General features: G+C 63.9%; 21 protein-coding genes and 2 tRNA genes. All 23 read right to left on the reverse strand.

Going from position 1 to position 23090, the window contains the following annotated elements; genetic code table 11:
* Positions 1-267: 267 nt before the first annotated feature.
* Positions 268-423, reverse strand: coding sequence for a hypothetical protein (locus ACYQ8E_RS01715; protein WP_157471794.1), 156 nt, complete (start codon positions 421-423; stop codon positions 268-270).
* 162 nt (positions 424-585) lie between these two features.
* Positions 586-1065, reverse strand: a complete 480-nt coding sequence (locus tag ACYQ8E_RS01720) for a ComEA family DNA-binding protein (protein ID WP_231875392.1) — start codon at positions 1063-1065, stop codon at positions 586-588.
* A gap of 76 nt (positions 1066-1141) precedes the next feature.
* Entirely contained in the window at positions 1142-2722 is a 1581-nt protein-coding gene (cimA, locus tag ACYQ8E_RS01725; RefSeq protein WP_066725712.1) for a citramalate synthase, read from the reverse strand.
* A 92-nt stretch (positions 2723-2814) separates the two neighbouring features.
* A complete protein-coding gene (locus tag ACYQ8E_RS01730; RefSeq protein WP_066725711.1) occupies positions 2815-4047 on the reverse strand; it encodes an aspartate kinase in 1233 nt (410 codons plus the stop codon).
* Positions 4048-4101: 54 nt separating this feature from the next.
* The gene (lpdA, locus tag ACYQ8E_RS01735) at positions 4102-5508 is read right to left on the reverse strand and encodes a dihydrolipoyl dehydrogenase (protein WP_066725709.1); all 1407 of its coding nucleotides are present in this window, start codon (positions 5506-5508) and stop codon (positions 4102-4104) included.
* Positions 5505-5996, reverse strand: a complete 492-nt coding sequence (gene tsaE, locus ACYQ8E_RS01740) for a tRNA (adenosine(37)-N6)-threonylcarbamoyltransferase complex ATPase subunit type 1 TsaE (RefSeq protein ID WP_082820206.1) — start codon at positions 5994-5996, stop codon at positions 5505-5507. The genes lpdA and tsaE overlap by 4 nt, the downstream gene beginning before the upstream one ends.
* A 3-nt stretch (positions 5997-5999) precedes the next feature.
* Positions 6000-6449: a CBS domain-containing protein gene (locus ACYQ8E_RS01745; RefSeq protein ID WP_066725707.1), complete on the reverse strand. Its 450-nt coding sequence runs from the start codon at positions 6447-6449 to the stop codon at positions 6000-6002.
* Positions 6450-8003, reverse strand: coding sequence for a bifunctional ADP-dependent NAD(P)H-hydrate dehydratase/NAD(P)H-hydrate epimerase (locus ACYQ8E_RS01750; RefSeq protein WP_066725704.1), 1554 nt, complete (start codon positions 8001-8003; stop codon positions 6450-6452).
* Positions 8000-8383, reverse strand: a complete 384-nt coding sequence (gene acpS, locus ACYQ8E_RS01755) for a holo-ACP synthase (RefSeq protein WP_066725701.1) — start codon at positions 8381-8383, stop codon at positions 8000-8002. Before acpS ends, ACYQ8E_RS01750 begins: the two co-directional genes overlap by 4 nt.
* Positions 8384-8386: 3 nt before the next feature.
* Complete coding sequence (locus ACYQ8E_RS01760) at positions 8387-9106, reverse strand: pyridoxine 5'-phosphate synthase (RefSeq protein ID WP_066725698.1); 720 nt, start codon at positions 9104-9106, stop codon at positions 8387-8389.
* A 2-nt stretch (positions 9107-9108) separates the two neighbouring features.
* Positions 9109-10479 (reverse strand): phosphoglucosamine mutase, encoded by a 1371-nt coding sequence (glmM, locus tag ACYQ8E_RS01765; protein ID WP_066725695.1) that lies wholly within the window; start codon positions 10477-10479, stop codon positions 9109-9111.
* Positions 10476-11162: a CdaR family protein gene (locus ACYQ8E_RS01770; protein ID WP_066725692.1), complete on the reverse strand. Its 687-nt coding sequence runs from the start codon at positions 11160-11162 to the stop codon at positions 10476-10478. Before ACYQ8E_RS01770 ends, glmM begins: the two co-directional genes overlap by 4 nt.
* A 3-nt stretch (positions 11163-11165) precedes the next feature.
* On the reverse strand, positions 11166-11945 hold the full coding sequence (cdaA, locus tag ACYQ8E_RS01775) for a diadenylate cyclase CdaA (protein ID WP_066725689.1): 780 nt from the start codon (positions 11943-11945) through the stop codon (positions 11166-11168).
* 91 nt (positions 11946-12036) lie between these two features.
* The gene (gene folP, locus ACYQ8E_RS01780; protein WP_066725686.1) at positions 12037-13242 is read right to left on the reverse strand and encodes a dihydropteroate synthase; all 1206 of its coding nucleotides are present in this window, start codon (positions 13240-13242) and stop codon (positions 12037-12039) included.
* A gap of 4 nt (positions 13243-13246) precedes the next feature.
* A complete protein-coding gene (ftsH, locus tag ACYQ8E_RS01785) occupies positions 13247-15118 on the reverse strand; it encodes an ATP-dependent zinc metalloprotease FtsH (protein ID WP_066725684.1) in 1872 nt (623 codons plus the stop codon).
* A 92-nt stretch (positions 15119-15210) separates the two neighbouring features.
* Positions 15211-16617, reverse strand: a complete 1407-nt coding sequence (tilS, locus tag ACYQ8E_RS01790) for a tRNA lysidine(34) synthetase TilS (RefSeq protein WP_066725675.1) — start codon at positions 16615-16617, stop codon at positions 15211-15213.
* Positions 16618-16651: 34 nt separating this feature from the next.
* Positions 16652-16728: transfer RNA gene (locus ACYQ8E_RS01795), tRNA-Met, on the reverse strand.
* 248 nt (positions 16729-16976) lie between these two features.
* Positions 16977-18380, reverse strand: a complete 1404-nt coding sequence (gene ltrA / locus ACYQ8E_RS01800; RefSeq protein WP_459859947.1) for a group II intron reverse transcriptase/maturase — start codon at positions 18378-18380, stop codon at positions 16977-16979.
* A gap of 506 nt (positions 18381-18886) precedes the next feature.
* Positions 18887-18963 (reverse strand) — tRNA-Met (locus ACYQ8E_RS01805).
* 46 nt (positions 18964-19009) lie between these two features.
* Positions 19010-20008: a GDP-mannose 4,6-dehydratase gene (locus ACYQ8E_RS01810; protein WP_066725666.1), complete on the reverse strand. Its 999-nt coding sequence runs from the start codon at positions 20006-20008 to the stop codon at positions 19010-19012.
* Positions 20009-20015: 7 nt separating this feature from the next.
* On the reverse strand, positions 20016-20681 hold the full coding sequence (locus ACYQ8E_RS01815; RefSeq protein WP_066725663.1) for an SPOR domain-containing protein: 666 nt from the start codon (positions 20679-20681) through the stop codon (positions 20016-20018).
* A gap of 13 nt (positions 20682-20694) precedes the next feature.
* On the reverse strand, positions 20695-22380 hold the full coding sequence (gene argS, locus ACYQ8E_RS01820) for an arginine--tRNA ligase (RefSeq protein WP_066725660.1): 1686 nt from the start codon (positions 22378-22380) through the stop codon (positions 20695-20697).
* A gap of 212 nt (positions 22381-22592) precedes the next feature.
* A complete protein-coding gene (locus ACYQ8E_RS01825) occupies positions 22593-22952 on the reverse strand; it encodes an FtsB family cell division protein (protein ID WP_066725656.1) in 360 nt (119 codons plus the stop codon).
* Between the last annotated feature and the right edge of the window lie 138 nt (positions 22953-23090).

Genomic DNA, 23090 nt, shown 5'->3' on the forward strand with positions numbered 1-23090 from the left:
CGGTTTCTGTTCGTCGGACCGGGATTTTGCCTGCGGCTTCCTTCAGATTCCACCTCGCGATGGACACCCTTGCCGTCCGGCTAGCGGTTCCCGCCATCAGGGTCCGCAGGGGACTTGCACCCCCAAGTCACTGATTCACCACCACAGTGAATCAGACAGCGCCAGTCAAGGCGCTACGCGCCATGCCTGGCGCACCAAGACGAAAAAAGGCCGGAACGTCATCGTTCCGGCCTTGGTAGGTTTTTAAGGTTAGGGACCCTTGGTGGACTAGCCGAGGAAGAGGTTGTGGTGACGCGCACGATTGGCGAGGATTGTGGGGTCGAGAACTTCCCCGCAGGCACAACATTTCCAGGCGTCGAAAGAGCGAACGAAATCGTAATACTTTTCGGCGTACATGCGGCCTCTGCACTTGGGACATTTCATGGTGGTACCCCCTTGTCATGTGATGAATTACGAATTGCTTAAGGCAGTTATTACCATTTACACAAGACGTGCCAGCTCATGACAAAAAAGGACCAATAGACTCCTTAATACCTGGAATTCATGGAAATTCCTTCTATTTTTCAATAACTTTCCCGGCCGTAATTATTTCCCGAAAAAGGCGCTCCAGGCTTCCAGGCGTCCCTTTCCAACGCCTGGAACCCGCAACAGCCCCAAAATCGACCCGAATTCGCCATTTTCTTGACGGTCGAGGTCGATACGTTGCGCCAGCGTCGCCCCGATTCCCGGCAGAACCTCCCAATCACTCCGTTCCATCCGGTCGGGATGCAAGGGGATGCCGAGCGCCAGACGTTGCCCTGCCGGTATCCATGAGACCAGAATATCGCGAATCTGCCCATTTTCCACCACCAGGTCGAGGGCGGAACCGGTGACGAGGGGTTGTTCCAGACAGGGATCCTTCAACAGCAGGCGGTCTGCCGCCATATCCGTCATAATAATGGCGTCTTTCAGGGTCATAGCGTCAGAAAATTGATGAATGCCGGGCACAGGGAAGGAGGGGCCGAACATTAAAATGGTGGCGGCAACAACGCAAGGAGCCGGCGGCGCCGGGCTTGTGCCCAGCAACGACCGGCTCCACTCCACGCCCAGTCCGGCGAGGAGAACCACGACCAGCAGCGTCGTCCCTGCCCGGTACCTCACCTCATTCAGTCTCGGCTTCCTGGTCCTTGACCAGTTTGTAGAGGAGGGCATCGATCAGGGCATGGTAGGAGGCATCGATGATATTGTCCGACACCCCGACCGTGCCCCAGCGGGAGTTTTTATCTCCCGACTCGATCAATACGCGGGTCACCGAGGCGGTCCCCTTCCCCGCCGGCAGCACCCGCACCTTGTAATCGACCAGCTTCATTTCCCGGAGCTGGGGATAAAAATTCTCCAGGGCCTTGCGCAGAGCGTGATCGAGGGCGTTGACCGGGCCGTTTCCTTCGGCGGCGGTGTGCTCGATCTTGCCACCGACCTTGACCTGGATCGTTGCTTCAGAGGTCGGCTTGTCATCTTCGTGGCGCTTGGTGTCGATGACACGAAAGCCGATCACCGCGAAGTAATGGCGCAGGGTGCCGAGGGCGCGGCGCATCAGCAGCTCGAAGGAGGCCTCGGCCCCTTCGAACTGATACCCCTTGTTCTCCATCTCCTTGATCTCTTCGAGAATCTCCAGGGTCACCGGATCCTTGGAGTCGAGATTGAGATTGAACTGCTCAGCCTTGGCGAGGATATTGGAGCGCCCCGAGAGATCGGAGATCAGAACCCGGGTAACGTTGCCGACCTTCTCCGGGCGGATGTGTTCGTAGGTTTCGGGGTGGCGCTGGATCGCCGAGACGTGAACGCCCCCCTTGTGCGCGAAGGCCGAATTGCCGACGTAGGCCTGGTGTTTGTCGGGGACCAGGTTGGCCAGTTCAAAGATGTAGCGGGAGACCTCGCGCAACCGCTGCAGTTGGCCGTCGCTGATGCAGTCGCGGCCAAGCTTGAGCTTGAGGGCGGGGATGATCGAACAGAGGTTGGCATTGCCGCAGCGTTCGCCGAAACCGTTGATCGTCCCCTGCACATGCACGATACCGTGATGCACCGCGACCAGGGTGTTGGCCACCGCGCACTCACCGTCGTTATGGGTGTGGATGCCGAGGGGGGTGCCGATCCGCGCCTTGACCGCCTCGATGATCGCCGCCACCTCGTAGGGCATGGTTCCGCCGTTGGTGTCGCAGAGGGTGATGCAGTCGACCCCGGCGGACTGGGCTGCTTCGAGGGTCTGCAGGGCGTACTCGGGGTTTGCCTTGTAGCCGTCGAAAAAATGCTCAGCGTCGTAGATCACCTCCGGCACATGCTGCTTGAGGTAGGCAAGGGAGTCGTTGATCAGCTCGAGATTCTCTTCGAGGCTGATACGCAGGGCCTCGTGGACATGGAAGTCCCAGGTCTTGCCGAAAATGGTGACGGCATCGGGCTCGGCCGCGATCAGGGTCCGGATATTGTTATCCTTGGCCGGGGTCGTCTTGGCGCGCCGGGTTGAACCGAAGGCGGCGATCTTGGCCTGGTTCAGCTTCACCTTGCGGATATCCTTGAAGAAAGCGATGTCCTTGGGGTTGGACCCGGGCCAGCCGCCCTCGATGTAGTGAATGCCGAGCTCATCGAGCTTCTGGGCGATCCGCACCTTGTCCTGGACCAGAAACGAAATATCTTCGGCCTGGGTTCCGTCCCGCAACGTCGTATCGTACAGCTTGATCAGGCTCATCGCGTCTTCCTCCTCATAGGGATAAGGGCGACCACGAGGATCGCCCCTATGCCTTCCGCGCCATTCGTCACCGGGAGTGCCCGGCGCCGGGACTACTCCGCCTTGACATCCTTCTTGGCCAGCCCAAAAGCTTCATGCAGCACGCGCACCGCCAGCTCGGTATACTTGGCGTCGATGACGCAGCTGACCTTGATCTCGCTGGTAGAGATCATCTGGATATTGATCCCCTCCTGGGAGAGGGTCTGGAACATCTTGCTGGCAATGCCCGAATGCGAGCGCATGCCGACACCGACGATGGAAACCTTGGAGATCGCCTCGTCGGTACGGACCGAACCGGCACCGACCTCCCTGGCCGTCTCTTCGACGATCTTCAGCGCCTTCTTGAAATCGGTTTTGGGGACGGTAAAAGTCAGGTCGGTGAACCCCTCGTGGGAGACGTTCTGGATAATCATATCGACGGTGATGTTGGCGTGGGAGAGCGGCGTGAAGAGCTGGGAGGCGATCCCCGGCTTGTCGGGCACGCGCAGCACCGAAATCTTCGCTTCATCCTTGTTGTAGCTGATCCCCGAAACCAGAACGGTTTCCATATCGGCATCCTCCTTCGTCACCAGGGTCCCTGGATTATCGTTGAAACTCGAACGGACATGGACAACCACGCCGTATTTCTTGGCAAATTCGACACTGCGGATCTGCAACACTTTGGAGCCGAGGGAGGCGAGTTCGAGCATCTCGTCGTAGCTGATCTTCTCCAGCTTGGACGCCTCGGTGACGATCCGCGGATCGGTGGTGTAGATGCCGTCAACATCGGTGAAGATCTCGCAGACGTCGGCCTTGAGGGCGGCCGCCACCGCTACCGCCGAAGTATCGGAGCCGCCGCGACCGAGGGTCGTGATGCTCCCTTCATGGTCGATCCCCTGGAAACCGGCGACGACGACGATATTGCCGTTCTTCAGATCTTCGCGGATCTTCTTGTCTTCGATCTTCTCGATGCGCGCCTTGGAGAAGGCGCTGTCGGTGTGCATCGGAATCTGCCAGCCGCAGTAGCTCTTGGCCTTGTAGCCCATCGCCTGCAACGCCATCGCCAGCAGCCCGATCGTCACCTGCTCCCCGGTCGAGACGACGACGTCATACTCGCGCTCGCTGGGGAACTCACAGACCTCGTTGACCAGGGCGACCAGCTTGTTGGTCTCCCCGGACATCGCCGAGACAATGACCACGACGTCGTTGCCGTCATCGTAGGTCTTGGCCACGCGCCGGGCCACGTTCCGGATCCGGTCGATGGTACCGACCGATGTCCCACCATACTTTTGGACAACCAGGGCCATAATTACCCTATCCTCCTTCGCTGCTGAAAAGCGGCCGAAGCCGCGGGGTGTCGATCACTCTTTCCGTTCGCTGCGCCGCCGGCCAACCTTGTGCACCGCCAGCCCCTCGCAGTCCTCCGCTGCCTCCCGCACCAGTTCGGGGAGGGTCGGATGGGCATGGATAACGGCCGCCAGCTGCAGCGGGGTGAGGCGTTGCTGCATCGCCAGGGCGACCTCGGCGATCAGCGTCGACGCCTCCTCCCCGACAGCGGCGGCGCCCAGGATCTCGCCGCCGTCCGCGGCGGCAACCACCTTGAACAGGCCGCGCGGTTCACCATCGCAAAGAGCCTTGCTCGAGGCCTGGTAGGCGAAACGCCCGACCTCCACCGCCACCCCCTGCTCCTTGCATTCGGCTTCGGTCAGACCGACCTGGCCGACTTCCGGGAGGGTGAAAATAGCGCTCGGCACGACCCGGTAATCGGCCCGCGCATCGCCCCCCAGGGCGTTGGTGACAGCGATTTCCCCCTGATAGGAGGCGACATGGGCAAGCTGGATGATATTGGTGACGTCACCGATGGCGTAGATCCCGTCAACCGAAGTCCGCATCCGCTCATCGACCTTCACCGCCCCCCGCTCGAGTTCGACGCCGGCCTCCTCGAGCCCGAGGCCGGAGCTGTTCGGCACCCGGCCGACCGCCACCAGGACCTTGTCGACGGTGAGGGTTTCTCCACCGGAGAGCCCCGCGACCACCGTCTCGCCGCGCACCTCAAGACTCTCCACCGCCGTCTTGGTGCGCACCTCGATGCCGAGTTCCTTGAACGACTTCTCGACCTCGCGCACCACCTGGCGGTCGCTGCGGGCGAGAAGTTCCGGGAGCTGTTCGACTACCGTCACCTGGCTGCCGAGGGCGGCAAAAATCGAGGCAAATTCGCAGCCGATGTAGCCGCCACCAATAATCAGCAAGCGGCCGGGAAGCTCCTTAATAGCAAGAATTTCCCGGCTGGTCAAAATATTTTTCCCGTCGATCGCCAGGGCCTTCGGTCGTGCCGGAAGGGAGCCGCTGGCGACGATAATCTGCTTTGCCCGGATATGCCCGACGACCCCCTTGCTGCGGATTCGCAAGCGCCCGGGCCCCTCGATGGAGGCACTGCCATGGAAGAGATCGACCTTGTTCGCCTTGAGGAGCTGCTCCACCCCCCCGACCAGTTTTTCGACCACGCTTTCCTTGCGCGCGGCGGCGGTCCCGTAGTCGAAGCTCACCTCGCCACAGGAGATCCCGTGGAGGGCGGCGCCGGCCAGCCGCTGCCGCAGCAACGCCGTTGCGAAGAGGGCCTTGGTCGGGATGCAGCCGTGATTGAGGCAGGTGCCGCCTACCCGTTCCTGCTCGACCAGGCAGACGCAGGCCCCCTGCTGGGCGGCGCGAATCGCGGCGACATAGCCGCCGGGGCCGCCGCCGATGATGGCAATATCGAACTCGGTCATGGCGCCACTCCTCTCTGGTCACAGCCCGCCGCAAGGTCGTCCAGCAGCGCGCTGGCTGCCGGGCTGTGGGCGGTAAAGGTCAAAATACGCCGCTCGCCGGAGGCGTGCGAAAGGGCAACATGCAATCCCGGCCGATCGGGGGGGAGTGCCAAGGCCGCCCACTCGACCACGATGACCCCCGGCGCCGCGGCGTACTCCTCGAAACCGATCGCATCGAGGTCGTCGGCACCGGCCAGGCGGTAGAGATCGAAATGGTACAGGTCGAGGCGCCCGCGATAATGGTTCATCAGGGTGTAGGTCGGGCTGGTCACCGCTTCGTCGGCGGCAATGCCGAGCCCTGCCGCCAGTCCCTGGGTCAGGCAGGTCTTGCCGCTCCCCAGTTCACCGTCGAGAAAGATCGCCAGATCCTCCCGCAGCAAGGCGCCGAGGCGGACCCCGAGCGCCCGGGTCGCTGCCGGGCTGTCACTGGTGAACTGCCAGCGCTGCAAGGTTCAGCGGCCCATGCTGCGGACGATATCGAGGCGGCTGACGACCCCGACGACTTTCCCGCCGGCAAGGACGGGGACGAGGTGGGCCTTCTGTTCGCTCATCAACTCGGCAATCTCCGCCACCGTCGTCTCCGGCGTGCAGGTCACCACCTCACGGCGACAGATATCGGCGACCTTGCGCGCGGTGATGCGTTCCACTTCGCTGCGGAACTTCTTTTCGCTCTCCAGATAGAGAACCCAGTCGAAAAGGGCAATCACCGTCGGAATATGCAGCGGCCGGTCCAGTTCGACCAGGTCACTCTGGCTGACGATGCCGACCAACTCCCCGCCCTTATCGATCACCGGCATGGCATTGACGTTGGTGGCGACAAACTGGCGCGCCAAATCCTCAATTCCGGTCTCCGGGGTGACCGAGTGAACGGCGGTGGTCATGATGTCCTGGGCTGTAAGCATTCATGTCTCCTGTTGGGTGAGGGCAAAGCGGGCAGCGGGAAGTTCCCGCAACAGGTCGGAGGCGAGCAGTCCGGCCATCCCCTGGCGGGCAGCCAGTCGATCACCGGCAAGACCGTGCAGGAAGACTCCGAGCACTGCCGCGTCAGATGCCTGCATCCCCTGGGCCAGCAGGGCCCCGAGAAGGCCGGTGAGGAGGTCCCCCATGCCGCCACTCGCCATTCCCGGATTGCCGCTGGCATTGATGCGCAGCTGTCCATCCGGGCAGGCGACGATGGTCCGGGCCCCTTTCAGGACCAGCACCACGCGGTGCTGCTGGGCAAAGTTGCGGGCGACGTTGACGCGATCGCTCTCGACATCCCGCACCGTCCCACCGATCAGCCGGGCCATTTCCCCCGGATGGGGGGTGAGGATGGTGGCGGCCTCGCGCCGGGCGAGGGGTTCGAGATGACCGGCCAGAGCATTGAGTCCGTCGGCATCGAGGACGAGGGGCAACGGGCATTCGGCCACCAGGGCGCGGACCAGGGCAGCCGTTTCCGGAGCCTGACCGAGGCCGGGCCCAAGCGCCAGCGCCTCCTTGCCGGCGGCAAGGTCGCGCAGCAGCGCCTGCGCCTGCAGGCCGATCCCGCCGCCGCTCTCCGGCAGGGCGGCCGTCATCACCTCGGTCAGCATGCCCGCCATGGTCGCCCGTTCACTGGCCGCGGTCGCAAGGGTCACCAGACCGGCGCCGCCGCGCATCCCCGCTGCCGCAGTCAGGGCCGCGGCACCCGATTTGCCGGTGGAGCCGGCCACGACCAGCAGGTGGCCGAAGGTCCCCTTGTGCCCGGCCACCGGCCGCGCCGGCAACAGCCGCGCCGCTTCCCGGCGGTCGACCAGGACCAGGGCATCGGGAACCTGGGCAAGGAGTCCCCGCGGCATGCCGATATCGGCCACTTCCAGGTCCCCGACCAGGGCGGTCCCGGGGTGGAGCATTTGGCCAAGCTTGGCGCAGGCGAAAGTGACCGTCAGCGTGGCATGGACCGCGACGCCATGAACCCGGCCACTGTCGGCGTCGAGGCCGGAAGGGATATCGACGGCCAGAACCGGCAGGCCACTGCCATTGACCCAGTCGATCGCCTGCCGGAAAATACCATCGACATCACTGCCGAGACCGGTTCCGAGCAGGGCGTCAATGACCAGCTGCGGGGCGCTGCGGCCGAGGGCCTCGGTCAGATCAGCGGCCTCCGGCACGAAACGGACGACCGCATCACTGCGCAGCAGAATTTCGAGATTGATGGCAGCATCGCCACCAATGGCGTCCCGAGGGGCAAGGACCAGGGTCTCGACCTGCCAGCCGCGATTGGCGAGATGGCGGGCAATCACATAGCCATCGCCGCCATTGTTCCCCTTCCCGCACAATACCAGCACCGGCCCCGGAAATGCCGCGGCAAAACGGCGGTCGGCATGCTCCGCAGCCGCCCGCCCGGCGTTCTCCATCAGCACCACCCCGGGAAGGGCGAATTCCTCGATCGCCCGGCGATCGAGGTCGCGCATCTGGCGGGCGGTAAGCAGCTTCATGAGGTCTCCAGAATAACATTGGCGACAGCATAGTCGCCGTCGTGGCTGTAGGAGAGGTGGACTGCAGAGATCTGGCGCTCGGCAATCAGCTCCGCCGCGCGCCCCCTGAATTTCAGTTGCGGCTGGCCGAGGGGGCCGCGCACCACCTCCATGTCCTGCCAGGAAAGCCCGTCCCGCAAGCCAAGCCCCAGCGCCTTGAGAAAGGCTTCCTTGGCGGCGAAACGGGCGGCCAGGTGCGGCGAGGGGTCCTTCTGGCGCAGGCAATAGGCCCGCTCATCGAGGCTGAACAGGCGTTCGATCACCCCGTTCTTGCCCGCATCCAGCAGGCGCCGGAAGCGGCTGCTGCGCGCCAGATCGGTCCCGAGCCCGACCACCGCCACCGGTCAGCGTCCGTGAACCAGGGCTGCCATCTCCCGCACGGCCCGTTCCAGACCGACCAGGACCGCCCGCGAGATGATGCTGTGACCGATGTTGAACTCTTCAATGCCCCCCAAGGATACCACATCGACAATGTTCTGGTAGTTGAGGCCATGGCCGGCATTGACCCCCAGGCCGAGCTTGCGACCGGCGCGGATGGCGGTTTCGATCTTGGCCAGTTCTCCCCGCCGCAGGTCGCCGGAATAGGCCTCGCAATAGCTGCCGGTATGAATCTCGATCAACTCGGCACCGACCCGGTGGGCCATCTTGATCTGTTCGAGGTCGGGATCGATAAAGAGGCTGACGGCGATACCACCCTGGCGCAGCAGGTCGACCTGTTTCTTGATCAGGTTGCGATGGAGGGAGACATCGAGCCCCCCCTCGGTGGTCAGTTCTTCACGCTTCTCCGGCACCAGGGTCACGGTATCGGGGAGCAGCTTCAGGGCAATGGCGACCATCTCGTCGGTGGCCGCCATCTCCAGATTGAGGCGGGTCTTGACGGTCTTGCGCAACAGCTCGACATCGCGGTCCTGGATGTGCCGGCGGTCTTCGCGCAGGTGCACGGTGATGCTGTCGGCCCCAGCGAGCTCGGCCAGAGCCGCGGCAGTTACCGGGTCGGGCTCCTTGCCGCCCCGCGCCTGGCGCACGGTCGCGACATGATCGACGTTGACTCCCAGTTTCGCCATCTTCACTTCTCCTCTTTGCTGCCGCCGAGGTGCTTCTCGATGGCAGCGGCGATCTCATGGGCGAGTTCGGTGATCTGCAGCTTGTCCTGCCCCTCCAGCATGATTCGCAGCAACGGCTCGGTCCCCGAATAGCGGATCAATACCCGGCCACTTTCGCCCAGGGTCTGCTCGGCAGCGGTGATCGCCTGCTGTACCTGCGGGACTTCGGTCAGCTCACGCCGCTCGGCGACCCGCACGTTGACCAGCACCTGGGGGAGCGAGACCATCACCCGGGCGAGTTCGGCGAGGCTGCGGCCGCTGCGCTGAATGATGGCCAGCACCTGCAGGGCGCTGATCATGCCGTCGCCGGTGGTGTTGTGATCGAGGAAGATCATGTGCCCCGACTGCTCGCCACCGAGGTTGTAACCACCGCGCAACATCTCCTCGACGACGTAGCGGTCACCGACAGCGGTCTTCACCACCTTGCCGCCCGCCTCGCGCAGGGCGATGTCGAGCCCCATATTGCTCATCACCGTCGCCACCAGGGTCTTTTTCGCCAGCTGGCCCCGCTGCAGCAGGTCACAGGCACAGATCGCCATGATGTGATCGCCGTCGACCTCGTTGCCGAACTCGTCGACAAAGATCACCCGGTCGGCGTCGCCATCGAGGGCAATGCCGAGATGGGCCCGATGCTCCCGCACCGCGGCCGCCAACACCTGGGGGTGCAGCGATCCGCAGCCGGCATTGATATTGGTGCCGTTGGGGGAGACGCCGAGGGGCACGACCTCGGCGCCGAGTTCCCCGAGAACGGCCGGGGCGACCTTGTAGGCGGCACCGTGGGCGCAGTCGAGGACGATCTTCAGCCCGGAGAGGTCGAGGTCGCGGGGGAAGGAATTCTTCAAAAAGACGATGTAGCGGCCGCGCGCATCATCGAGGCGGAAGGCCTTGCCGACCTCGGCGGCAATCGGCCGCAGCGAATCGATCTTCTTGCTGAAGATCAGATCCTCGATCTTCAGCTCCAGCTCGTCGGGAAGCTTGAAGCCGTCCCGGGAGAAGAACTTGATGCCGTTGTCCTGGTAGGCGTTGTGGGAGGCACTGATCACCACCCCGGCGTCGGCGCGCATCGAAGCGGTGATGAAAGCGATGCCCGGGGTCGGCAGCGGCCCGACCAGGACGACATCGACCCCCATCGAGCAGATCCCGGCCGCGAGGGCATTCTCGATCATGTAGCCGGAAAGGCGGGTGTCCTTGCCGATCACGATGCGGTGCCGGCGCTGGCCATCTTTGAAGATATAGGCGGCGGCACGGCCGAGCTGCATCGCCATCTCGGTGGTCATCGGGTGGATATTGGCCACGCCGCGAACGCCGTCGGTACCAAAAAGCTTCTTTTTCATTTTCCGGTCTTGTCCTTATTGGAGGCAGGCTTGGAGGGAACCAGCGGGGCGACCTGGACTTCAACCTCCACCGCGCGGTCACTTTTCAGGGCGGTGAATTTCCCCCGGTAATCGAGGGGAGCCATCAGGGTAAAATTCTCCCGCACTTCGCTGACATCGATTGGTTCGGTTGTCACCTCGTTGACATCCTTAAGTTCACTTTCGGCCCCTTCGACCATGATCCTCTCCGGGTCGGTCTTCAGGGAGGTAACCTTGTACCCTTCTGCCAGCGCTCCGGAGAAGACCACCCGCACCGGCACCGCCTTCTCCTTGCGGCGTTCGAGGCGAACATCGACCACCGCCGGCGAAAGACGGGTCACCTTGATGGCGCTGGGAAGGTTGAGCCGTTCCTCGAGGCGTTTGAAAGAGGTCACCCCGGGCTGGAGGTCGCGCAGGTCGATGGCCAGACTGAGATCGCTCGGCTTGACGTTCATCAGGATCGTTCGCGGTCCGCTGATGCGGAGGTCGACCAGGCTCGGCACGTCATTGGCGACCATCATCCCGGCCGGCACGTTTTTCAGTTCGAGGGGGACGGCATAGCCGACCTCCAGCTTCTGTTCACCCATGACGAAGAACCAGAGGATCAGCGCAAAGACCAGGGAGAGGAGCTTGAGAACCCAGTTCTGGGTCAATCCGTCAACCATGACTCACCGTTTCCTTCGTGGCGCGGTTCGCGGCTCGAGGAGGCGTTTGACCACGCGCTTGAGGGCCGTCGAATCGAGGTCCCGGGTGATCCGACCACCAACCACAATCGAAATCCGGCCGGTCTCCTCGGAGACGACGATCGCCACCGCATCGACCAGTTCGGTCAGCCCGATGGCGGCGCGATGACGGGTGCCGAGGGATTTGCTGATATCGGGGTTCTGCGACAGGGGCAGGAAGCAACCGGCCCGCTTAAGGCGTCCCTGCTGCAGGATCAGGGCGCCGTCGTGAATCGGCGAATAGGGGAGAAAGATCGAAACGATGAGATCGCTGGAGACCTTGGCATCGATCTCGACCCCGATTTCGAGGAAGTCATTGATCCCGGTCTCCCGCTCGATGACAATCAGAGCCCCGATTTTCCGGTTGGCCATGTTGAGCGCAGCCTTGACCAGCTCGTCGATGACCTCGTCCTCCTCCTTGAAGGAGAGATCGGCAAAGAACGGGTTTTTGCCGACATGGATCAGGGCGCGGCGGATATCGTTCTGGAAGATGACAACGATGACGAGGATTATCGAGGAGAGGAAGTTGTCGAGGAGCCAGTGCAGAGTATAGAGCCCGCCGAGCTGGGAGGCGACGTAGACGATCAGCACCACCGCCAGGCCGAGGAGCATCTGCACCGCCCGGGTCCCCTTGATGAGCAGGATGATCCGGTAAATGATGAAGGCGACCAGGAAGATATCGAGCAGGTCGAGCAGCCAGCGGAGGTTTTTAAGTTGGTCGAGCATGCCGCCCTCGCCCCATCTTCCGTTATTGAAATGCAGACATCAGATTTCAGCAGCCAACCGTGGCTGGGTCAGGGAGAGCAGCCTTCGCTGGTCATGCAACCGCTCCGGCCACCACGGCCCAGGCAGTTAGGGCGGCCTCCCGGGCCGGGCCGACGTCGTGGACCCGAAAAATCCGCGCGCCGCCGGCAACACCGAGGGCCACCGTGGCCAGGGTGCCGTAGAGCCGGCGACCGGGGTCGGGCTGGTCGAGAATGCGCCCGATAAACGCCTTGCGCGAGGTACCGAGCAGCAGCGGCCGGCCGAGGGAGAGAAACTCCGGCAACCGGCGCAGTACCTCGAGATTGCCGGCGACATCCTTGGCAAAGCCGATCCCCGGATCGACCGCCAGCCGCTCTTCGTCGATGCCGGCAGCCCGGGCCTGCTGCAGGGAAGCGGCCAACCCCGCCAGCACCTCTCCGGCGAGATCGCCATAGACGGTATCCTGCTGCATCGTCTGCGGTCGCCCGCGGGTGTGCATCAAAAAAGCACCGGCCCCGGCGGCAGCGACGGTTGCCGCCATCTCCGGGTCAAAGTTAAACCCGCTGATATCGTTAATAAACTCGGCCCCGGCAGCGAGGGCGGCCCGTGCGACCTGGCTCTTGCTGGTATCGACCGAGAGAGGGAGCGGGCAGTCCCGCGCCAGCGCTTCCAAGACCGGCAGAACCCGCTCGATTTCCTCCTCGGCAGTTACTGCCGGTGCTCCCGGACGGGTACTTTCACCACCGATATCGATCAGGTCGGCCCCTTCCGCCACCATCTGTCGGGCCTGCTGCAAGGCGGCTTCGCGACCGAGGTATCGCCCGCCATCGGAAAAGGAGTCGGGGGTAAGGTTGAGAATCCCCATGATCAGCGGCCGGGTGCAGTCGAGGTGACAGCTGCGGCCGCACAGGGTGTTGGCCGGGGCGTTCAGGGCTGTCAATAACCCACGCAGCTGGTGGCTGATTTCGGCAAGACCGAAAGGCTGGGTTGCGAGTTTCCGGCTGAGCTTGAGCAGTTGCCGCTGGGTACCAATCAGGATGAGATCGGTGGCGGGATGAGCACAGGCCACCGTGCCGCGGGCAACGGCCGCGTCCCCCCCCAGGGCCAGCATCTCCTGCTTGATGACATTGGCGGCCCGGCAGGGGACGGCGGTGATCTTGACCAGCCGCCCCAGCATCTTCGGAGCCATCCGCTCGATACCGCCCGGGTCGCACCCGATCAACTCCAGTTCACGGCGGGCGCCGGACTCATCGCTGACGGTCAGCAGCCGCGGCGCCATCGCTTCAGGCTCCGGCAGTCGGACCGTCCTCAAGGCAGGGACCGTCCGTCGGAGCGACGGTGCCGCCCTCGGTCGCCGGTGGCTCCGCGTCGGGACCGAAGACCATTTCGCGGATCTCTTTACCGTCGAGGTTTTCCCGCTCCAGCAGGGCCTCCGCCACCTTCACCAACGCCTCCTGCTGCCCCTGGAGAATCTCCCGGGTGCGGGTGTAATTGGTCTGCACGATACTGCGGATCTCTTCATCGATCTGCTGGGCTGTGTTCTCACTGTAGTTCTTCATGTGGCCCATGTCGCGACCGAGGAAAATCTCCCCTTCCTTCTCGCCATAGGCGAGCGGTCCGAGCTTGTCGCTCATCCCCCATTCGCAGACCATCTTGCGGGCGATGGCCGTGGCCCGCTCCAGGTCGTTGGAGGCCCCGGTGGTAATGCTTGCAAAGGTGAGCTCTTCGGCCACCCGCCCCCCCAGCAGGGTACAGATGCGGATATGCAGCCCCTCGCGGGTTTCGTTGTATTTATCCTCGGTCGGCAGGTACATCGTCACACCCATGGCGCGGCCACGGGGGATGATCGAAACCTTGTGCACCGGATCGGCGCCGGGGATGAACATCGCCACCAGGGCGTGCCCGGCTTCATGGTAGGCCGTGACCTTCTTCTCCTCCTCGGTGATGACCATCGAACGCCGCTCGGCGCCCATCATCACCTTGTCCTTGGCGGCCTCGAGGTCCTCCATGTTGACCTCGTCCTTGTTGGCCCGGGCAGCGAGAAGCGCGGCCTCGTTGATCAGGTTGGCGAGATCGGCGCCGGAGAAACCGGGGGTTCCCTTGGCCAGCACTTCCATGTCAACATCCTTGCCCTGGGGGATCTTGCGGGCATGGACACTGAGAATCTTCAGCCGCCCTTTGACATCGGGGCGCGGGACCACCACCTGGCGGTCGAAGCGGCCCGGGCGCAGCAGCGCCGGGTCAAGGACATCGGGACGGTTGGTCGCGGCAATCAGGATGACCCCCTCATTCGACTCGAAACCGTCCATCTCCACCAGCAGCTGGTTGAGGGTCTGCTCCCGCTCGTCGTGACCACCGCCGAGACCGGCCCCGCGATGACGGCCGACCGCATCGATCTCGTCGATGAAGATGATACAGGGGGCGTTCTTCTTCCCCTGGACGAAGAGGTCGCGTACGCGGCTGGCACCGACGCCAACGAACATCTCAACGAAGTCGGAGCCGGAGATCGAGAAGAAAGGGACCCCCGCTTCCCCGGCGATGGCTCGGGCGAGGAGCGTCTTGCCGGTACCCGGCGAACCGACCAGTAGCACCCCCTTGGGAATGCGGCCACCAAGGCGGGAGAACTTCTTCGGGTCCTTGAGAAAGGCGACAATTTCTTCGAGTTCGTCTTTGGCCTCGTCGATGCCGGCGACGTCGTTGAAGGTGACCCGCTGCGACGATTCATTGAGGAGCTTGGCCTTGCTCTTGCCGAAGCTCATCGCTTTGCCGCCCCCCGATTGCATCTGCCGCATAAAGAAGATCCAGACCGCGATCAGCAAGAGGATCGGCCCCCAGGAGACGAGCAGAGTGAACCAGAATGAGCGGTCCTCGTCGGGCCGAACCTGGATGACGACCCCCTTTTCGCGTAGGGTCTTGATCAGGTCAGGGTCATTGGGCGCATAGGTCTTGAAGAGGGAATCGTCCTTGTATTTCCCTTCGATATTGGATCCCTGGACCGTCACTTCGGCGACCTTGCCGTCGTCGACGGAGGTCATGAAGTTGGTATAACTGATCGGCTTCTGCTCGCGCTCCTTCTGGGTCATCATGTTGAAGAGGAGAATCATGACCAGGGAAATTACGAGCCACAGAGCGAGATTTTTATAGAACTGGTTCACCGGACCCCCTAAAGGAGAAAAATTCGATCATCGGACGGAATCTCCGCCCGGGCCGGAAAGGCATCCGGAAATCTATCATAACCCATGCGGAATCACAAGTTATTAGTCGCCCAGGTGGCGCCGAAAAGGGTGAGGCGCAGGACTTTCTCCCCGTGCTCCGGAACCCGCCCCGGACAGCGCCGCAGGCCGGGAACCCAGAGCAGTTCGTCGGCCGCCACCAGTGGCAGCATGGCCCGCACCTCCCCGGGGAGGCGGGCAGCTCGCAACAGCTCCTTGACCCGGTGATGCCCGCCGCCGGCAAGGCGGATACGGTCCCCGGGCTGGAAATGCCGCACCGTCAGGGGCCAGGGGGTCGCCGCAGCGGCGAACTCCACCGCCCAGGGACCGCCCCCGAGCGGCGCGGGCCGCAACTCGACGCCGAGGGTCATTCCCCCGGGCAGAAGATATTCCCCGGCAGCAGAGATCTGCAATTGGAGGTCTCCAGCCGCTGCCGGCGGCTGGCAGCGCAGTTGGAGCCGATCGTAGCGCCGCAACACCACGACCCCCGGCAGGTGGACCTGCCGCTGCGGCAGCCCGTCTTCAAGCAGGCCGGCAACCGCGGCAATGTGGACTGCGAGTAATCCCGTTCGCCCGCCGCGAACCCGACCCAGCAGCCGGTGCAGCAAACGATCGCGCAGGGCAGGATGGAGCGCAGCCAATTGGGCGATCGAGACTTGCAGCCCCGTACCGTCAAGGCTTGTCGCCAGGCGGGCTTCCTGGTCGGCAAGCAATCCCTCCCAGTAATCCTCCTCGATGCCGCAACGGTCGGCGAAGGCGGCAAGGCGCTCAGTGATCCGCGGATTGAAACCGGCCAGGTGGGGCAGGAGTTGGTGGCGAATCCGGTTGCGGGTAAAGGCGGGATCGAGATTGCTCGGGTCCTCGGCCCAGGAGCTGCCGCGGGCCCGCAGGTAGTCCTGCAGTTGCTGCCGGGAGCATTCGAGCAAGGGGCGGATAAAGGGCCCGCTGCGGGGGCGCATGGCGGCCAGTCCGGTCGCCGTACTGCCGCGCATCAGGCGCTCGAGAACGGTCTCTGCTTGATCATCCCGCTGCTGACCGAGAGCAATGACCCGGCAACCCCGCTCCGCAGCAACCTCCCGAAGAAAGCGGCGCCGGGCCGAACGGGCCGCTGCTTCAAGCCCGCCCCGCTCCTTTTGAGCAAGGGCCGGCACATCGACGCGGGCCGTTACCAGCGGAAGGCCCAGGCGCCTGGTAAAATCAGCGACAAATTCGGCATCTTCGGCGCTGCCGGCGCGCATGCCATGGTCAAGGTGGGCCACCACCAGCTCCAGAGACCATTGTGTGGCCAGCTGGTGCAACAGGTCGAGCAGGGCGAGAGAATCGCTACCGCCCGATACGGCCACCAGGACGCGGTCGCCCGGAGTGACCAGGGCATGGCGACGGATATAGCGGGAGACCTTGGCGAGCATGGCAGCACCGATGAAAAAGGCCGGAAAAACCAAAACCCTCCCCGGGCACCGGGGAGGGTTTTGTAAATGGTGGCGGTGCAGAGATTCGAACTCCGGACACTGCGGATATGAGCCGCATGCTCTAACCAACTGAGCTACACCGCCGAAAGAATCGGGCCGGCTTCGCGACCTGGGTCGCGCCCTGCTTTCCCTTGAATTTCAACAGGTTGTCCTAAAGTTCTCAGGCACCCCGGGGGCAGCAGGCGTACTTTATAACCCATGCCCCAAAGCTTGTCAAGGGGAATCAGGGGAATCAGGAGGCACTCAAATTTCCGCGCCGTCATCGGGTAGGAGGCGGGGTCGCCCCCGCCGTCCTCCCACACCACCGTGCGTACGGTTCCGTACACGGCGGTTCACAAGGCGCTCTGAAAGCGGCGGTGCTGATCGGTCAAGCGGATCAACCCCAAGTAGCGAAAGAAGGATGTCGGATACGCTTCATTCATGTGCGAGGCCCCTGAGTTCCACCAGGGGCCTCGCCCGTTCGTGGCCGATTTCCACGCCCGGGCTTCCGGCAATCCCCGCTGCATCAACCTCTTGGCCCGGGTATAGGGGCGCTTCCACTGTCGCCATAGAATGCAGCGCAGCTTCCGCCGCAGCCATTTGTCCAGTTCTTCGAAGATGCCTTTGACCTCCGCCAGGCGGAAGTAAGAGGCCCACCCCCGTAGCTTCGGGGTGATTTCTTTGATGACCTGAGCGAGACTGCGTCCCCTGCCCCGTCGGCAGACCTTCCTGAGTCCGGCCTTGAACCGCTTCACTCTCGACTCCGCCACTTTGAGGCGGGGTTTCTTGTGAAAGGTCATGCTGTAACCCAGAAAGACCCTTTTCCAAGGACGGTCGACGGCGCTTTTGGCGACGTTGACCTTGAGTGCCAGCCGCTCCTCCAGGAACCGGGTGAGACTGGCCATGACCCTTTGGCCGCTGCGCCTGGTCTGCACGTAAATGTTGCAGTCGTCGGCGTAGCGGCAGAAGGCGTGACCGCGCCTCTCCAGTTCCTTGTCGAACGCGTCGAGCAGGATGTTCGACAGAAGAGGTGAGAGGGGACCACCCTGCGGCGTCCCTTCCACCCTCTGCGACACAAGCCCGCCTTCGAGCACTCCGGCTTGCAGGTACCGCCGGATGAGCAGCAATACCCGCTTGTCTTCGACCTTACGGGCGACCCGCGACATGAGGATGTCGTGGTTCACCCGGTCGAAGAACTTCTCCAGGTCGATATCGACCACCCAGCGCTTGCCGTCGGCCACATGCCGACGGGCGGCTCTAACCGCCTGCCAGGCACTCCGTCCGGGACGATACCCGTAGGAGCTGTCGGAGAAGTCCGGATCGAATAGCGGCGTCAGCACCTGATGCAGCGCCTGCTGAATGAGCCGATCGCACACCGTGGGGATTCCCAGGGTGCGCACTCCCCCGTCGGGCTTCTCGATTTCCACCTTCCGCACCGGCTGGGGGCGATACGTCCCATTCAGCAACTCTTCCCTGATGGTCGGCCACTTCTCCTTGAGAAAGCCGCGTAGCTCGCCCGTCGTCATCTCGTCGATGCCGGGGGCGCCCTTGTTGGCTTCCACTCGTTCAAGGGCCGCCATCATGTTCGGGCGGCTGACGACGTCTTCCATCAGCCCCCGTTCCGCTTTCGTCCAGGAAGGGTCTCTCGTTGCCGTGACGTTTGACGCACCGCTCCCATGCTCTGGCGGCTTCCGGCCGCTGCCCTCCGGGACGGCTCCCGGTATCTCGACCAGGACTTCTGCTGCTCTTGTCGTCATCGAAACGCGAGTCTCCTGAAACGACGCCTCATGTTCGGCCCTTTGCCGGGTGGTTACTCCGGCTACTACGGCCTCTGCTGACTTCTGCCGGCCGGTCCCGACACCTTACGGTGACGGTAGCACGAGGCAGACCGACAGATCTCCCAGGGTAATGCGCGTGACCTTCCTCCCATCTGCCCGCCGCATCTACAGCCCCACCCTCCCGGATGGCTATCGGGCTTTGAAGATATTGGCCTTCTCGCCCGGATGAGACTGCCTCATGCGGTTTCTGTTCGTCGGACCGGGATTTTGCCTGCGGCTTCCTTCAGATTCCACCTCGCGATGGACACCCTTGCCGTCCGGCTAGCGGTTCCCGCCATCAGGGTCCGCAGGGGACTTTCACCCCCAAGTCACTGATTCACCACCACAGTGAATCAGACAGCGCCAGTCAAGGCGCTACGCGCCATGCCTGGCGCACCAAAAAAATCGAGGGAATTGCCGCCGGCAATTCCCTCGATTGATAATTTTGGTTGCGGGGGAAGGATTTGAACCTCCGACCTTCGGGTTATGAGCCCGACGAGCTACCAGACTGCTCCACCCCGCGTCATGAACTTGGGAATATAGGCCAACCCACCGCAGCTGTCAAGACCTTAATTGCTCTCCCGGAACCAGGCGACAAAGCGGCGGATCCCCTCTTCGATCCCGACCTGTGGCTGATAACCAAGGATCCGCCGCGCCCGCTCGATCTCGGCAAAGGTGCAAAGCACATCACCGGGTTGCAACGGTTGCCGGTCGAGTTGCGGGGTCAGTCCCATGCTCGCGCCGAGGAGTTCGACCAGGCGGGTCAGGGTGACGGTCTGCGATTCACCGAGGTTGAAAATATCGTAACGGGGCTCCGCCGCCGCCTCGACCCAGTCGAGGGCGCCGAGAATCCCCTGCAGGGTATCGGTGACGTAGGTGTAGTCGCGGCGGGTGGAGCCGTCGCCAAAAAAGGGGATCGGCCGGCCCGCGGCGAGGAGCCGGGCAAACTTGTGAATCGCGAGGTCGGGTCGCTGGCGCGGTCCGTAAACGGTGAAGAAGCGCAGGCAGGCGATCGACATCCCGTAAAGGTGATGATAGTTGTGGCAGAGGAGCTCCCCCGCCTTCTTGGTCATGGCGTAGGGGGAGATCGGAGCATCGACGGGGTCGCACTCGGCGAAGGGGACCTTGGCGTTGTTGCCGTAAACCGAAGAGGACGAGGCGAAGAGGAGCCGGTGGATGCCGGCCCGGCGGCAGGCCTCGAGCAGGTTGAGGGTGCCGTCGATGTTGACCGCCTGGTAAAGGCGGGGCTCTTCGATGGAGGGGCGGACTCCCGCCATCGCGGCAAGGTGGACGACGGCGGCCTCGACACCGGTTCCGAGCCGGGCGACGGCCCGCCCGACATCGGCCGGGCTGCGCAGGTCCCCCTTCATGACCCGCAAATGGCTTTTGGTGCGGCGGGCAGTCTGGCGCAGGGCGGCGACGTTGGCGCCCTTCAGCGCCGGGTCGTAAAAGCTGTTGAAGTTGTCGAAGACCACCACCTGGCGTCCCTGCTCCAGCAGCGCCTCGACCAGGTGAGAACCGATAAACCCAGCGCCGCCGGTGACCAGAACGGTTTCGGCACGGGACATGGCAACCTCAGCGTTTGCGAACCAGGGGGGAGAGCTTCTCTTCGGCCTTGAGCCTGGCAGCGACCCCTTCGGCGGCGTCCGCACCTGCGAGTGGCCCGACAAAAACCCGGTACCAGACCCCCTTGCTGCCGAGATCGGCCTGCTGTACGAAGGCCTCGAATCCCTTTTTTGCCAGCCGCGCCTGCAGGACGCCGGCATCGTCAGGACGGGCGAAGGAAGCAACCTGCACCAGATAGCTCTCCTCTTTTGCCGCCGGGCGGGAGACCGGCGCCGGGGGAGCAGGGGCGGTGCGAGGGGGCGCAGCCACGGTCGCCGCCGGGGCGGGCGGAGGCTCAGCCGCGGCCGGCGGCAGGTTGATGCCGCTCCCCAGGGGAGGCTGGTCGCCGCGCGGCAGGTTGTCGTAGAAGGTCAGGCTGGCCGGCGCGGTCGTCCCCTCCGCGGGGGGTGCATCCTTTCCCTGGGAGTCGGCGGCAGGGGGCGCCACCGCAACCGGAATCCGGGCCGGTGGTGTTGCCACCGCCTCCAGCGCCGGTGCCGCTGGCGCTGCGCTGCGCCCGACCATCACTCCAAGGGCGAAGCAGCCAAGACCGACCCCGATGACCAGCAGGAGCAGGACGAGGACCTGTTTGCGTTCCATGCGGCGTTCACTGCGAGAATGGACCTGGCGGTTCACGGGCGTTCCTCCGTTACATTTTTTCCGGGGCCGAAACCCCGAGCAGTTGCAGACCGTTGGCAAGGACGACGCGGACCGCGTTGGCCAGGTATAGGCGGGCCAGGCTGACGACGGCATCTTCGCCAATCACCCGGTTGCGGTTGTAATAGCTGTGAAAGAGCGCCGCCAGATCCTGCAGGTAGGTGGTCAGACGCTGCGGTTCGAGCTGTTGCGCCGCCCCGGCCACCGTCTCCGGGTAACGCGCCAGCAGACGCATCAGCTCCAGTTCCTCGTCCAGGGTCAAGGGGGCCAGGGGGATCGTCCCGGCCTGCGGCAGGGACAGACCCTGCTCGACGGCATTGCGGTTGATGCTGCAGACCCGGGCGTGGGCGTACTGGACGTAATAGACCGGGTTGTCATTGCTCTGCTGCTTGGCGAGGTCGATATCAAAAACCAGCTGGGCATCGGCCTTGCGCATCAGGAAAAAGAAACGGGTGGCATCCCGGCCGACCTCGTCGATCAGATCCCGCAGGGTGACATAGCTGCCGGCGCGCTTGGAGATCTTAACCTCCTGGCCCCCGCGCATCACCGTCACCATCTGGTGCAGCAGGTACTCGGGCCACCCCTCTGGGATGCCCGCCTGCAGCGCCTGCAGGCCGGCGCGAACGCGGGTGATGGTGCTGTGGTGGTCGGCCCCCTGCTCGTTGATCACCCGGCCGAAGCCGCGGCGCCACTTTTCCAGGTGGTAGGCGACATCGGGGACGAAGTAGGTATAGCTGCCGTCCGCCTTGCGCATCACCCGGTCCTTGTCGTCACCGAAGGCGGTGGTCCGCAGCCAGAGCGCGCCATCGGCCTCGTAGGTAAAGCCGTTGGCGCCGAGCTGGGCGACCACGGCCTCGACCCGCCCCTCGGCGTAGAGACTCGATTCGAGAAAGTAGACATCGAAACGGACATCGAAGGCGGCGAGATCCTGGTCCTGTTCCCGACGCAGGCAGGCGACGGCAAAACGGCGAATGGCCTCGAGGTCGTGGGGATCCGCGGCGGCGCTCACCTGCTGATCGCCGGCGACGACGCTTTCGCCGGCAAGGTAGCTGCGGGCGACGTCCCGGATATAGTCCCCCTGGTAGCCGTCAGCCGGCCAGCGCGGGTCATCGGCCTCGATCCCGAGGCAGCGCGCCTGAACCGAGAGGGCGAGGTTGGCAATCTGCGCCCCGGCATCGTTGTAATAGAACTCCCGGGTCACCTCCCAGCCGGTGGCCGTGAGGAGCCGGCAGAGGGTATCGCCGACCGCCGCACCACGACCATGGCCAATGTGCAGCGGCCCGGTCGGATTGGCACTGACGAATTCGACCTGTACCGGACGCCCGGCGCCGAGGGTGCTGCGCCCATAGCCCGGTCCCTGGGCGAGAATCTCGTCAAGGACCTGGTGCCAGCAGTCGGCAGCGAGAAAGAAGTTGATAAATCCGGGGCCGGCAATCTCGACCTTCTCCCAGGTTCCCGCCTCGTTGCCGAGAATGGCGACCAGGGCCTCGGCCACCTTGCGCGGCGCCAGCTTCTCCTCCCGCGCCAGCAGCATCGCTACATTGCAGGCGAAATCTCCGTGGCCGGACTGTCCCGGCACCTCGACGACAAAGTCGGGGTACTGCCCCGACTTGAGTGTTCCGGCCTGGTAGCAGGCCTGCAGCGCCGCGCTGACGGCAAGGCGCAAACGTTCCTTCATAGTCTCAATCTTTCAGGAAGAATCTTGCCGGGGGCCCTTCGCGGAGAATTCGGGGCAGGCTGCCACCGGCAGGGTCGGCAGGAGCGGCCATCCCCACCACCGGCGGAATCAGCCAGCTCCTCCAGGACGGGTAAATGGATCCCCCAGGCGAAGCGAAAGGCGTATGTTACGCCCCCCGCCAGCGTCTGTCAAGCAGGCCCGGGGCCTCCATTTCACTGGTCGGAGGGCTCTTCCCGGGTCGGTCCCGAGTCGGTTCCGGAGGTTTTCGGGCGGTTGCGAAACTGGTAGACCAGCTCGTCATCCTTGACCATGCCGAGCTCCTTGCGGGCCAGGTTCTCGATCGTCCGCCGGTCGCTGCGCAACGCCTCGATCTCACGACGCAGCTGCGCATTGGCCGCTTCCAGCGCCTTGACCTCCGCCTCCAACCCGGCTTTCTGCCGATTGGCCTGGAGGGCACGCAACACCCCCTTGTCGCCGAAGAGCGCGAGGGCGATCAGGGCGGTGATGATCAGCACCGCCCACCAGGGCGCGTGGCGGGAAGATTGCTTGCTGGAATTGTCGGTGGAAGCCATCGGTAAATCGGGGCGCGAGTTGCGACCGGAGCTGCGGTCGTGCTGCCAAGCATGCCACAGCCGGGGAGGGTGAAGCCAGCACTTTTCTCTTCCCGGCTGCATCGGGTAGGAGGCGGGGTCGCCCCCGCCGTCCTCCCA

It is taken from the genome of Desulfuromonas carbonis (genome assembly GCF_054658035.1).